This is a genomic window from Pseudenhygromyxa sp. WMMC2535 (assembly GCF_011083025.2).
Genome location: NZ_JABJWV010000001.1, coordinates 51,957 through 65,565, shown reverse-complemented (window position 1 = coordinate 65,565; position 13,609 = coordinate 51,957). Strand labels below are relative to the sequence as shown.

The following is a 13,609-nucleotide window of genomic DNA, read 5'->3' as shown; positions in this document are numbered from 1 at the left end:
GCGCAGGTCCGTCCAGCGAACCAGAGAGCTCAGCTCGCGCGGCGCTGGGGCAGCTCCCCGCGCGAGCGCAGGTCCGCGCAGGTCAGCTCGACGCCGCGCTGGATCGAGACCTTGGGCGCGTAGCCGAGCTCGCGCCGGGCCTTGTCGATGCTGAAGTAGTGGTGCGTGCACATGTAGCGGATCGCAAAGCGGGTCAGGCCGTCCTCGGCGGTCAGCTCGCCGCGCAGGGCGTCGACCTGCTCCTTGATCGCCGCGATCGCGTAGACCAGCTTGCCGGGGACCGCGAACAGGATCGGCGGGTAGTCGAGCTCGGCGAGGACCATGCGCACGAGGTCCCAAAAGGGGATCGGCTCGCCGTTGGTGATGAAGTAAGCCTGGCCGGCGGCGACGCTCTCCACGCCTTTGTCGCGCAGGGCGTCGAGGGCGAGGCAGACCCCGTCGACGAGGTTGTCGATATAGGTGTAGTCGGACAGCCAGTTGCCGAGGCCGACGCGGACGCGCAGCCGCCCGGCGTCGGCCTGGGCGAGCAGCGCGGGGAGGAAGCGGGTGTCGCCGGGGCCAAAGACCACGTGCGGACGCAGGGCGCAGGTCGCCTGGCCGTCGACGCCGTTTTGCGCGAGCACGAGCTTCTCGGCGGCGATCTTGCTGTCGGCGTAGGGCGCCTGGGAGCTGCCGGCGTAGGGCAGGCGCTCGTCGCCGCTTTCGATGTTGCGGCCCTCGTAGACCACGCTGCCCGAGGAGATGTAGACGAAGCTGCCGACGCCGCGGCTGCGGGTGGCCTCGAGCATGTGGCGGGTGCCCTCGAGGTTGACCGACCAGACCATCTCGGCGTGGTTTTGCTTGGTGTGGACCAGCGAGGCGTTGTGGATGACGGCGTCGACGCCCCCGGCCTCGGCGAAGGTCGCGTCGGCGGCGGCCTCGACGGTCGCGCGATCGCTGATGTCGACCTCGCGGTAGCGCGCGGCGGCGAGGGTGGGGTCCGTGGGCGCGCGGCCGACGTCCCAGATCGTGACTTTGTCGCCGCGCGCGATCAGGGCGCGGGCGATCGCCGCGCCGATGAAGCCTTTGCCACCGGTGATCAATACGTGAGCCATGGTCGCCCTCGTTCTTCGCTGTGCCTGGTGTCTGTCGCCTACTTCGCGCTCAGCCGCGCCAGCGGACGCTGCGTTGCCAGGCGCTGAAGCCGGCGGGCTCGGCAGTCGCGCCCGCGCTCGTGGACTGGCGCCGAGCGTTCGCGGCAGCGACCGCGGCCGCGGCCGCGACCACCTGCGAGCGGGCCTCGTCGAGCTCGTGGGCCTCGACCAGGGCCTGGTGCTTGTCGATGTAGTGGGTGTCGAAGTGGCCAGCGACGAAGTCGGGCTCGTCGAGCACGCGCAGGTGGAAGGGGATGTTGCAGTCGATGCCGAGGACGACCGTGTCCTGGAGCGCCCGGCGCATGCGCCCGAGGGCGATGGCGCGGGTCGGGCCCCAGGCGATCAGCTTGGCGATCATCGGGTCGTAGTGGCTCGAGACCTCGCTGCCCTCGCGCACGGCGGCGTCGATGCGCAGGCCAGGCCCCTCGGGCCAGCGCAGGCGCAGCAGCGGGCCGGGGCTGGGCAAGAAGCGCAGCGGATCTTCGGCGTAGATCCGGCACTCGATCGCGTGGCCGCGCAGGGGGATGTCGGCCTGGGTGTAGCCGAGCGGCTGACCGGCGGACACGCGGATCATGTCCCAGACGAGGTCGCGGCCCGTGGTCATCTCGGTGACCGGGTGCTCGACCTGCAGGCGGGTGTTCATCTCGAGGAAGTAAAAGCGCGGCTCGCCGTCGGCTTGCTCCTCGAACAGGAACTCGACCGTGGCGGCGCCGACATAGTCGACGGCGTGCGCGACCTTGCAGGCGGCCTCGCCCATGGCCGCGCGGATCTCCGGGGTCATCTGCGGCCCGGGGGAGGGGGCCTCCTCGATCACCTTTTGGTGGCGGCGCTGCACGGAGCAGTCGCGCTCGTTGAGGAAGACCACGTTGCCCTGGCTGTCGGCCATGAGCTGGATCTCGACGTGGCGGGCCTGCATGACCGCGCGCTCGACGAAGATCCGATCGTCGCCGAAGGCCGCCGCGGCCTCGCGCTGGGCGGCCTCGAAGCCGCGGCGCAGCGCTTCGTCGTCGTGGACGATGCGCATGCCCTTGCCGCCGCCGCCAGCCGAGGCCTTGACCATCAGCGGGTAGCCGATCTCCTTGGCCGCGGCGAGGGCGTCATTGACGTCGGCGAGGTCCTCGCGCCCGGGGACCAGGGGGACGCCGGCGGCCTGCATGGCCTTGCGGGCGCGGACCTTGTCGCCCATGACGTTCATGGCCCGGGTGCCGGGGCCGATGAAGGTCAGGCCGGCGGCCTCGCAGGCCTCGACGAAGCTGGCGCGCTCGCTGAGGAAGCCGTAGCCGGGGTGGATGGCCTCGGCCCCGGTCTGCTTGGCGGCCGCGATGATCCGGTCGGCGCGCAGGTAGCTCTGGGCCGAGGGCGTGGGGCCGATGTGCACGGCCTCGTCGGCTCCGGCGACGTGGGGGGAGTTGCGGTCGCCGTCGCTGTAGACGGCGACCGTGGCGATCCCGTGCTCACGGCAGGTTCGGAACACGCGCAGGGCGATCTCACCGCGGTTGGCCACGAGGATCTTGGAGAAGGGCGCTCGAGTCTGGCTCACGGTCCGGGCAGCTTCGCCCGCGCAGCCACGACGCGCAACGCCTCGGGGGGATCGTCCCCGAAGCAGGGAGCAGGGCGCCCACGGGGACGATCATGCGCTCGTGGGGACGGAGCGGATCGAGGAGTTTCAGGCGATCGCCGCGGCGAAGAGCAAGTGCAGGCGACGAAGCTCGCTGTCGAGGTCGCAGGGAAACCACAGCAGCGGGCGGCCGACGAGGGGCACGCGCGCGGGGCCGGGCTCGGCCGGCCAGCCGAATTCGGCCCGGGCGAAGGCGGCGATCACCGGGTCGCTGCCCAGGCTGGGGATCTCCGTGGCGTGGCGCTGGCGCTCCTCGGGGGGCTCGCCCGCGAAGGCGAGCACGGCGAGGCGACCGTCGTCGCCAGGGCTGGTCGAGCGGTGCGGGACCGCGGCGAGCAGCCGCGCCTCGTCCTCGCTCGGCCGAGACATGCGTGCGTAGCCGGAGGTGACCAGGGCCAGGCGGACGAGCTCCGTGGCGCTGCGTCGGGCGAGGAGCTGGGCGCAGCGGAAGAAGAAGCGGTCCGGCGGCTCGCGCCAGGCGATGTACTCGGCCACCAAGGTGGCGACGCAGCGCCGGCCGGTCTCGTCGACGCAGGTGGCGAAGAGCTGGAGGCCGCGATCGATGCCGTCGCGGGCCCACGGCTCGGATACGGCAGGGGCGAGCTCGCTGGCCAGGGCGGCGCCGGCCTCGAGATCGATCTCGGCCCAGGCGCGACCCCAGGTGCGCCGCGGGGCCCGGCGGTCGCGGCCGCGGGCGCGGGCGACCATGGCGAAGAAGCGGCGGGCGTCGAGGCTCTGGGCCTCGCGGCGGGCTGTGCTGGCGACCCGCTCGCAGATCTCCGAGACCTCGAGGGCGCCGGCGTCGGGCTCGGGGCTGGGCTCTGCGCTGGGATCGGGGGCGATCCTCATGCCGGCCTCCCTAGGAGCCCGTGGAGGAACCCAACACGACACCTGGCTTGGTCTTTTCGCCGAGGGCTTTGTCGCCAAAACTTGCAGTACGCCCGGTACAGCGGCGTTTTGGCTTCGCGCCCTCGACGGAAATCCTGGCGCCAGGAGCCGCGCTGGGTTCCTCCATGGGCTCCTAGGCGCCCGTGGAGGAACCCAACACGACACCTGGCTTGGTCTTTTCGCCGAGGGCTTTGTCGCCAAAACTGGCAGTACACCCGGTACAACGGCGTTTTGACTTCGCGCCCTCGACGGAAATCCTGGCGCCAGGAGCCGCGCTGGGTTCCTCCACGGGCACCGAGGTCCCGACGAGCGCCCGGGCCGGACTGCTCGTTGGCGTCGGGGCCGAGGGCCGGGCTGGAGTTCGCGCCGGGCCGCGCCTGCTTGGGCCATCGGTCCATGGTTGATTCGAGTCGGGGTGCGAAGAGTGGAGACTGAGGGGCGACCGGGGAAGCGGCGGGTCGGCGGGGATCGGCTCGAGGCGGAGCTCAGGCCGCGTCGCTGTCGGCGACCGCGAGGCTGGTCTGACTCTGAGCCTTGGCGGACCCAGCGTTGGATGCGGCCTTGGCTTTGCGCGGTCGGCCGCGGCGGCGCTTGGGGGCGAGGGCTCGGCCGTCGAATTTGATCTCGGCCAGGGCCGACTGGAGATCGGCGTCGCTCGAGGCGAACACGCTGGCATAGGCGTGCGCTTTTTGGGCCTGCTCGATGAGGCTGGCCTGGCCGGCCTCCAGCGCCTCACGCGCGCGAGCGACGGCCTCGAGGGCCGACTGGAGCACCTCGCGCCGAGACTCGACCTCGGCGGCGGAAGCGGCGAGGCTCTCGCGGTCGACATCGGGGAAGCTGACTTCGGCCAGCGGCCCGCTGAAGAGCTCCAAAACGGCGCGGACGGGCGCGGGGATCGGCGAGGGATCTTGCGTGCTGCTCATACGACTACCTGTCTCTTAGTTCAGTCTTTTGCCAGGCCATAGAGCAGGTGTCAAGCGAGCCCGAAGCGATTTTGGGGCCTGCCCGAGGTGGGTGATCGAATCACCACCCTCACCGAGTTGGCGGCGCGCTCGCGGGTCACTCGAGCCGCGAGCGCAGCAAGTCGTCGACGCTGTCGACCTCGAGCGCCCGGGCTGCGCAGGCCTCGAGTTCGTCGAGCTGGGCCGCCTGAAGCCGAGCCCACTGCGCCGCGTTGGGCACGAGTCCGCGCCGCCCCAGGAGCGCGCCGAGCAGCCGCAGCATGCCCTCTTTTTGGCCTTGGCTGAGGCCCTGGCTCAACCCCTGGCTGAGGCCTTCCTCTCGGCCCTCCCGCCTCCCAGCGAGGAAGGTGCCGCACTTTCGTTCTAGCTGACTGACTTGCATGCGCTCCTCCATGGGCATCTCGCCCAAGATGATTTTTCGGTGCTCGTCGCCGAGCCCCGCCAACACGGTCGCAGTATAGCGTTGTCGCAATTGATTGGGTTGTCGGCGAGCGACCTCGATGGCCGTCCTCGCGGCCGCGAGGTTGCCGTGGTGCCCGTGCACCGTCCCCGACAAGATCGCATCTGTAGGCCTCTCGAGGCCGTCCAGGACGGAATCCACGCGAGGGATGGTGTGGCGATCGAAGAGATAGGGGCGAACCGTGAGGGCTGTCCCAATGCTCCAATTGGCCAGCTTTCGGGACACTCTCTCTTTGAGGCTGACCACGCCCAAGTGCACGGGGAGATCATGTCGATCCACGACCAAGCCCAAATATGACGCGATTCTTCGCTGCTTTTGCGGGTCGTCGTCGAGCTGGACCTCGATGACGATCACCACGCCGCCCTCGTCATGTGCCGGATCTTCATGGACGAGCAGCAGATCCATGCTGCGCGGCAGCATCCGCAAGACCCGCTCCGCGTCCCGGTGAAAGGCGGCGTGCCGATCGACGAGGCAGCCGGGGGCGGTGGTCAGGACGCGACCATCGATACCTCTGGCGAGGCGAACCGCGAGCGCAGGATCCTGGAGAAAGAGCGAGACGAGGCCCTCGTGCAGCGTACTGAGCATTGCGAAGGTGTCTTCGGCCCGCGTCGCCGGGGCGTGCATGGTTTTCTCGAAATTCGTGTTGCCCGAGCCGGGCGCGCGCCTTCACAGACTCTCAGCCCGCGGGCTCGAGCGGGGGAGATTCGACGCCCCGGCGCTGGCAGGCAGCGAACTGCGCCTCGGCCATGTCCTCGCGCTCGCCGACGAGGCGCATGCGCTGATCGACGGGGACGCAGTAGCTGGTCGCGGCGTCGAGGCGCTCGCGCAGCGCGGGCACGTCGAGGTGGGGGTCGAGCTGGTTGAGGCGCAGGAGCGAGTCGCCGCCGCCGGTCACCAAGCTCGCGCCGTCGTGGCCGACGGCGAGGTTGAGGCTGCGCTCGCCGACGGGCAAGACCACGGGATCATCGTGGGCGCCGTCGCGCGGCCACAGGCGTAGGTTCCCGTCGAAGGAGAGCGCGGCGATCACCCGATCTTCGAATACGAACTCGGCCTGGCGGATCTCTCGGAGCGAGCCCGTGAAGGTCGCCGGGACCTCGGGGAGCTCGAGATCCCACAGGTAGACCTTGGTGTCGTTGCAGCTGGCGAGCAAGAATCGACCGCTGCGATCGATGTCGAAGCCGACGACGGAGCCGCCGTGATCCAGCTCGAGGGGATCGGGATCGTGGCGACCGTGGGCGTCGATGGTCCACACGCGCACCACCTGGTCCATGCCGCTCGAGAACAAGCGGTCGCCCGTGGGCGAAGGCATGAGCTTCCAGGCGCGCGAGGCGTGGCCCTGGAAGCTCGTGAGCTCGGCGGGGCGGGCGGGCATCGGCCACAGCTGGATCTTGCCGTTTTGGCCGGCCGACGCGAGCCAGCGGCCCTGGGGATCGAAGGTGACGTCCGTGACTCCGTGGAGCAGCGGCGACTCGTGGAGGTGGTAGCCGAGGATCGTGGGCTCGAGCTCGCCCTTGGCGAGGTCGGCGAAATTCCACAGCATGACCTCGCCGCTGTGGGAGCCCGCCGCCAGCCAGGCGCCGTCGGGGGAGAAGACGAGGGTGCGGGTGAAGGGGGAGGGGACGGGGAGCGAGTAGATGGGCGGGCCGAAGTCGTCGAGGTCCCAGATCTGGACCAGGCGATCGTCACCGCCGCTGGCCAGCATGCCGTCGGGGTGGGTCGCGAGGGCGTAGACCAGCGCCAGGTGGGCGTGCTGGCGCTGGGGCGGGCCCGGGGCTTGGTGCTCGCCGGGCCGCGAGAGGCGACGGACCACGATGTCGCCGTGGCGGTCGCCGGAGATCAACAAGGAGCGCTGGTCTTCGATGTGCAAGACGGTGGAGGGGGCCTCGAGGCCGTGGAGCTCGGACGAGACCTGGCGCCAGCGGGCGTCCCAGATGCGCACGCTGCCGTCGGTGGAGGCGGTGGTCAGCAGTTCGCCGTCGAGGCTGAAGCGCACGCGAAAGACGTCGGCGTCGTGGCCGATGAGGACCTGGGGCTGGCCGCCGTCGACGGGCCACAGCCTGCCGGCGCCGTCGCGGGCGCCCGTGGCCAGCAGGCGGCTGTCGGGGGAGAAGGCGATGGACCATACGTCGCCAATGTGGCCGTCGAAGCGCTGGGGCTCGCCGACGCGGCTGCGGACCTCACCTGGTCCTGCGGCTTCGAAGGGCCACAGCGCGGCCACGTCCGAGCGCGAGCCCGCGGCGAGGTAGCGGCCGTCGGGGGAGAAGCGCACGCGGTGGACCGGGGCGCCGAAGTCCATGAGGTCGCGGCCGCGGTCGTCGTTGGTGTGGAGATCGAACAGGCGCACGTGCCCGTCGACGCTGGCGGTGGCCAAGGTCGCGCCGTCGGGGGAGAGGTCGAGGAACTGGACCGGGCCGCCGTGGCCAGCGAAGACGCGGGTGGCGGCCTCGGGCTCGGCCAGGGACCAGAGCGTGGCGCGGCCGGTGCCGTCGCCGAGGGCGAGGCGCTCTCCCCCGGCGAAGAAGCGGGGGACCCATACGATGCCCTCGCTGGCGAGGATGACCTGCGGGGGCGGAGGCGGGGTGTCGAGGGCGTCCGGGAGCGTCCAGACCCGCGCACGGCGATCGCGTCCCACGGACGCGAGGCGGCGCCCGTCGGCGGAGAAAGCCGCCATCCACGAGGTCCCGTTGTGGCTCCCGATCAGCTGCGCGCTGATCGTGGCGCTGCGATCGAGGGCGTCGGGGTCGGGCACGGGCCACAGGCGGACGGCGCCCGATTGATCCGTGGTCGCGAGGCGGCGTCCGTCGGGGCTGAAGGTCGCGGTCAGGACGCTGTTGGCCTCACCGTCGACCGCGTGGCGCAGCTCGAGGGCCGCGCCGACGTGGCCCTCGGCGTCGAGGGGCCACAGGCGGGCGCTGCCGTCCTCGCCCGCGGTGGCCAGCCAGCGGCGATCGGGGCTGAACTCGGCCCACATCACCCGGCCGCCGTGGGCCTGGAAGGCGCTGACGCTGATCGGCCGCGAGAGCACGTTGACGGCGGCAGAGCGCCAGCCCGGGGCCTCCTCGGGCTGCTCGGCGTCGCGCAGCAGGGCCGCGGCGGCGGTCGGGTCGCGCGACAGGCCCTTGGCCGCGAGCACCCGGGCCGTGTCGCGGGCCCGGGTCGCGCTCGCGCGGGCCTCCTCGAGGGCGCGGTCGCGCTCGGCCTGGGCCGCGAGCTCGCTGCGGAGGGCGCGGGCCTCCTCGACGCGGGCCTCGCGGGCGAGGCGGTCGGCCGCGAGGGCGCTGCGCCGCTGGGCGCTGGCGAACCAGCCGGCGCCCACCAAGGTCGCGAGTACGCCGGCGGCGACCAGGCCGCGGCGCCGTCGCCATCGTCGGCGACGCTCGGGATCGTCGCCGAGCGCGTCCAGCAGGCGCGCCATCGTCGGCCAGCGCCGGCCGGGGTCGCGCTGGAGCGCCCGGACGATGCGCTGGCGCAGCCACGCGGGGATCGGGGCGTCGGCGGGCGGATCCCTGAGCTCGCCCGAGAGCACCGCGAACATCAAGGTGCTCGTGCTCGCCCCGCCAAAGGGGCGCTCGCCGTAGAGCGCCTCGTAGAGCGCGACGGCGAAGCTGAATTGATCGCTGCGCGCGTCGAGGGTGCCGGCCTCGAATTGCTCGGGGGACATGTACGCGGGCGTGCCGACCATGGCCCCCGTCCGGGTCAGGGGCGCCAGCCATGGCGTGCGATCGCGGTCCGCCGTATCGCCGCCCATGCTCGGGCTCGAGGCCTGGGTGTCGTCGAGGGCGATCGAGTCGGCGCTGGCGGGCGAGGGATGGGGCAGGGGAGGGGGATGGGTCGCGGCCTGCTCGGCGGGCAGCCCGGCCTCGCGGGCGATGCCGAAGTCGAGCACCCGCGGCCGGCCGTCGTCGCCGACGATCACGTTGTCGGGTTTGAAGTCTCGGTGGACGATCCCCGCGCCGTGGGCCGCCGCGAGCCCGCGCCCCGCGGCCACGAACATGGCGAGGAGCTGTTGCCAGGGCAGCGGCGCCCCCTCGCGCTCGGCCGCTCGCCGCTGCGCGCCGACCCACTCGCCGAGGGTCGGCCCGGTGACGAATTCCATGGCCACGTAGAGCTGCTCGCCGTAGTCGCCGACTTCGTAGATCTGTGACCCCCGGCTGCAAGCAAGCATGATCGCTGCTGAATTTGGGCCCCAACTGGCAGCTGGGGGCTCCCCAGACAAGACAAAGCCTCCCGCTGGCGATGCCGGCGGGAGGCTTTGTCTTGCTGAAAGGGTGGAGAAATCTCGGAGAAGGATCCGAGGCTTCTCCGGCGCGGGATGCTCCGTCCGGTGACCTCCCTGCTTGGGAGAGCCTACTGGCCTGCGTCTGCTCGAGGCGTTGCCTTCATCGCGTTCAAGGACACGAGGAGATGGTGGGTGGTCGAGAGCTCCAGCCAGGTCGAACGAGGGCGGAAGGGGCAGGCCCCGCTCGGACGGGCTGGTGGGACGTAACGGGCTTCAACGGGGCCGCCCTCAAACGAGGGCGGAAGGCTGGACGCTGACGCGGGCATGCCGGTCTATCGCGTGCTTCAACGGGGCCGCCCTCAAACGAGGGCGGAAGGCACGCACGACCGCAACGCCGGTACATCCACCCCATCATTGCTTCAACGGGGCCGCCCTCAAACGAGGGCGGAAGGCTGCCCACCCTGATTCGGTCTCTGCCGGATATTATTGCTTCAACGGGGCCGCCCTCAAACGAGGGCGGAAGGCTGGGGAAGCAGGGCGGCCGCATCGAGTTGCTCGCTTCAACGGGGCCGCCCTCAAACGAGGGCGGAAGGTCAACCGCGGAATCCTGGCCAAGACGCTGAGCGATGGCTTCAACGGGGCCGCCCTCAAACGAGGGCGGAAGGCTGTACGCCCGCGCCCAAGAGGCTCTGGTCCGTGTCCTGCTTCAACGGGGCCGCCCTCAAACGAGGGCGGAAGGGCCGTCACCATCGGCGGCAAGTTCGGGGCTCGCGGCTTCAACGGGGCCGCCCTCAAACGAGGGCGGAAGGGAGAGATCCAGTCCGTGATCCAGGTCCCGGTTAGATGGCTTCAACGGGGCCGCCCTCAAACGAGGGCGGAAGGCTGACGGCCACCCCCGGCACCGAGTGGACCAGGGTCATCCAGCTTCAACGGGGCCGCCCTCAAACGAGGGCGGAAGGAGAGGCTTTGTTCTCCAGCCTCCTCACGCTGCGAAAGCTTCAACGGGGCCGCCCTCAAACGAGGGCGGAAGGCTCCGGCCAGGAGCCGGTGGATTCGATCTTTGCTTCCTTGCTTCAACGGGGCCGCCCTCAAACGAGGGCGGAAGGCCAAGGCCAGATTCACCGCGAGTCGGTGAAGCGAGAAGCTTCAACGGGGCCGCCCTCAAACGAGGGCGGAAGGATGGAGGGGAGCGAGGACTCGCACTCACGGGACCGGCTTCAACGGGGCCGCCCTCAAACGAGGGCGGAAGGAGACACGTCGATGGACCCGGCTGCCTGGGCCGCGTCGCTTCAACGGGGCCGCCCTCAAACGAGGGCGGAAGGCGCTCGTCGCCTGGGCCTCGCTGCGCACCCCCCCCGAGCTTCAACGGGGCCGCCCTCAAACGAGGGCGGAAGGATCGTCAGGACGACGGAAGAGATCGTCAATGATATGCTTCAACGGGGCCGCCCTCAAACGAGGGCGGAAGGGCGGTCGCTCCCTTGGCCCAGCAATGCGGGCCGACGGCGAAGCTTCAACGGGGCCGCCCTCAAACGAGGGCGGAAGGGGCTCTTTTCTAACCCCTCGAAATTACAAGCTTTCTCAGGCCTTTTGCACGCAGGGCGATTTCGCGCTCGGGTGAACTCTGTTCATGTGGTTCTCTTCAATTTTCAAACAGCCCGCCACACCCCTCTCAGAACCCGAATTCGTCATTTTGCACGCAAGACCGGGGTTTCACTGCGTCCAACCCCGCGTGCAACGAACCTACACTTCATACTCCAGACTCAAACCTAGCGTTCGTGATCATACACACTATATGTACATCGATGGAGTGACTAATCAATTCACCTACTCACTGAGCCTGACATCGAGAGACGCGACCGCGGGAGCAAAGCGCAGGCGGGCCCCTCGGCGAGTGCGGCCTACGGCAGCGGGCCCTCGGTCTCGGACGTCCACATGCACCTATACCGCATCGCTGATCACCAGCAGCCGCACCGCGGGATCATCGGCCGCTCCCGGACCGAGACACCAAGCACAGCTTACCCCTTCAGGCAGTCGAGCAACACCTGCAACACCCTGAGCATCTGCCTCACCTCCTGCGTCTCGAGCCCCCTGAGTAAATCCTGGAGCTCCCGACTCGGATCCAGCTCGCCAAACTCGAAGGCCGCGAAGAGCGTGCTGAGGCTGAGCGTCATTCCCTGGGAGAGCTTCCTCAGCGTGTCGAGGCTCGGCGAGAAGTTCCCCTTCTCGAGCCGGCGGATCGTGTCCGCGGACAACCCCGAGCTCTCGGCGAGACCCTCTTGAGTCATGTTCCGAGCCTTGCGCAGAGATCGAACATGACTGCCAAAGTCTTGGCTGAACTTCTTGTCGGTCGTGTTCATCAATCACCGATACCGATTCGATAGAGACCTTCTCGCTCAGGAGGCGAGCTCGCATTTCGGGCGATCACCACAGCGGGCCCAGGCTCAGGGTGCACGAGACAAAAGGATCGGCTCGCACGTAGGCGTTGCCGGAGTGAGTCTGGAGCAGGGTAGGCACGCCATCTCGTGTCTGATAGATCTCCAGCCGCCGTCGGGGCCGGTCGATGAGCCAGACGAAGGCCACTCCGGCTTCGGCGTAGCGCGGCAGCTTGCGCTGGCGGTCGAGTTCCTCGAACGCAGGCGTGAGCAGCTCGCAGACCCAGTCTGGCCGCTTCTGGGCGCAGATGTGCTGCGCCTCGAACTTCGTGGCCTCGCCCTCGTAGCGCCACCCCGCGATGCCGGGCACGAGCAGCTCCTCTCCATCGAGCCGGAGCAGGGGCTCCTCGAGGAGTAGCCATCCCTCGAGCCGCTCCAGCTCGCTGAGCAAGGTCGAGCGCACCACGAGGTCGAAGAAGTGGGGCGCGGGTCGGCTGTAGAGGTCTCCCCCGATCAGCTCCGTCACCCGGTCTTTGCGATCGTGCTGGTTGAAATCACGAAAGGTGGCCCCTCGCTTGATGGGCTTGGGCAGGGCGCGGCTCATCGCAGGCACGCAGGAGGGGCCCAACTAGGAACGCTCTACCAACCCCCAGCGTGTTCCGCTGGTCTGACCGTGACGCCGCACGACCCCCGCAGCCTCGAGACGGTGCATCGACGCTTGCAGCTTCCAGCGAGGGCCCCCGAGGCGAGTTCGCAGGTAGGCCGCCGCGACAGGCCGTCCAGCTGCGGTGAGCACCTCGATGGCGAGCTCATCGAAGTCCTCCCCGGTGGCCTTCTTGGCGCGCCCCAGGCGGGCGTAGTCGATCGCTGACGGGTCGGAGTCGCCGCCCTGCGCAGTGCGGCTCACCTGGAGGAGCTCATCGATCGTCAGGGTTCTGAGGACCGGAGCCAGGGGGTCGTCGCTCATGACGAAGCTGGCGAGCTCGCCGAGGCTGATCTCCGGATGACCATAGATGACGCGGAGCACCGCGCTGCGCTGACCGTCTTCGAAGAGGGCTTCCAGGCTCACGCCCATAAACAGGTGCCCACCGCGAATTGATAGTGAAAGACTGAGAAATAAAAGGGAGAGGTTCCTCACAGTCTTGCGCGAGTCTGAGAGCTCGTGAACCCGGGCCGAGCTCGGCCAGCCACGCCCATGCAATTGAGCCGGTTCTTTCTATGCGGATGTGCATGGTTGCTGACAGTCAGCCCGTACTAGAGAAGACCCATCGTCAGGCGGAGCTGCTGCCCGAGACCCGGGGAAGGCTCTGGGCCTCGCCGAGCACCTTCCGAAGCCGGCGCACCACCTCCCCCATGCGCCATCGAGCCGCGCTCAGGTGGATGGACTCGTCTGCGGCGAGGGCTTCGGGTCGGCCTCCGCTCAGTCGATGTCGAAGCGCGCGCACGAAGATCGAGCCGAGCTCGGCGACCGCGCTCTCCAGCCGGCGAACTTGCTCGCGCCGCTCGAACGCCTGGCTTGGGCTCTCGTCTCGCGCGACCAGCTCGACGTCGAGCTGCTCCCAGGAGCGCCGGGCCTTGCTCGGCCGCGACCAGACCCGCTGGTTCTTCGCAAACACTCGAACCCAGCGCAAAAACGAGTCCTCCTGCCGAGCTTCGAAAGACCCGATCTTGCGCCATAGCGCCTCGAAGGCGTCATGGGTGAGATCTTCCGAACCCAGCATCCGCTCGAACTCCTCGTATAGCGCCCTTCCCAGCGCATCGACGGCACCAGGCTCCTCTGCAATTGCGGCGACTCGCAGTCTCTCCAAATGCCTGGCCAACTCCTCGTCGTTCACCATCAAACGCTATCACTCGCTGCAACCACCACGAAACTGTACCAAAGTTCAAGCGCATTGGTGTAGGGTTGGCCCCCAGGGATCCTCGTGGCGATCGAGTACCAACCCGAAGAGCGACATGT

The 13,609-nt window shown here is 69.4% G+C and carries 10 protein-coding genes and 1 CRISPR repeat array; all 10 genes read right to left on the bottom strand.

Annotation, left to right across the window (positions count from 1 at the left end; translation table 11 throughout):
* Positions 1–29 precede the first annotated feature (29 nt).
* A complete protein-coding gene (locus tag G6O69_RS00240; RefSeq protein WP_172301386.1) occupies positions 30–1,094 on the bottom strand; it encodes an SDR family NAD(P)-dependent oxidoreductase in 1,065 nt (354 codons plus the stop codon).
* A 49-nt stretch (positions 1,095–1,143) separates the two neighbouring features.
* Positions 1,144–2,673 carry an acetyl-CoA carboxylase biotin carboxylase subunit gene (locus G6O69_RS00235; RefSeq protein WP_172301384.1) on the bottom strand — a complete coding sequence of 510 codons (1,530 nt, stop codon included), beginning with the start codon at positions 2,671–2,673 and terminating at the stop codon, positions 1,144–1,146.
* 126 nt (positions 2,674–2,799) lie between these two features.
* The gene (locus G6O69_RS00230; protein ID WP_172301382.1) at positions 2,800–3,600 is read right to left on the bottom strand and encodes a hypothetical protein; all 801 of its coding nucleotides are present in this window, start codon (positions 3,598–3,600) and stop codon (positions 2,800–2,802) included.
* Between the two features lie 524 nt (positions 3,601–4,124).
* Positions 4,125–4,562, bottom strand: coding sequence for a hypothetical protein (locus tag G6O69_RS00225; protein WP_172301380.1), 438 nt, complete (start codon positions 4,560–4,562; stop codon positions 4,125–4,127).
* Between the two features lie 136 nt (positions 4,563–4,698).
* Entirely contained in the window at positions 4,699–5,646 is a 948-nt protein-coding gene (locus tag G6O69_RS00220) for a hypothetical protein (RefSeq protein WP_172301378.1), read from the bottom strand.
* 91 nt (positions 5,647–5,737) lie between these two features.
* Positions 5,738–9,226, bottom strand: coding sequence for a protein kinase (locus G6O69_RS00215; RefSeq protein ID WP_172301376.1), 3,489 nt, complete (start codon positions 9,224–9,226; stop codon positions 5,738–5,740).
* Positions 9,227–9,476: 250 nt separating this feature from the next.
* Positions 9,477–10,823: direct repeats of the CRISPR family, unit length 36 nt; unit sequence GCTTCAACGGGGCCGCCCTCAAACGAGGGCGGAAGG.
* A 472-nt stretch (positions 10,824–11,295) separates the two neighbouring features.
* Entirely contained in the window at positions 11,296–11,637 is a 342-nt protein-coding gene (locus G6O69_RS00210; RefSeq protein ID WP_172301374.1) for a helix-turn-helix transcriptional regulator, read from the bottom strand.
* 64 nt (positions 11,638–11,701) lie between these two features.
* Complete coding sequence (locus G6O69_RS00205; protein WP_172301372.1) at positions 11,702–12,256, bottom strand: Uma2 family endonuclease; 555 nt, start codon at positions 12,254–12,256, stop codon at positions 11,702–11,704.
* Positions 12,257–12,280: 24 nt separating this feature from the next.
* Positions 12,281–12,721 carry a hypothetical protein gene (locus G6O69_RS00200; RefSeq protein ID WP_172301370.1) on the bottom strand — a complete coding sequence of 147 codons (441 nt, stop codon included), beginning with the start codon at positions 12,719–12,721 and terminating at the stop codon, positions 12,281–12,283.
* A 202-nt stretch (positions 12,722–12,923) separates the two neighbouring features.
* Complete coding sequence (locus G6O69_RS00195; protein ID WP_217909730.1) at positions 12,924–13,487, bottom strand: sigma-70 family RNA polymerase sigma factor; 564 nt, start codon at positions 13,485–13,487, stop codon at positions 12,924–12,926.
* Between the last annotated feature and the right edge of the window lie 122 nt (positions 13,488–13,609).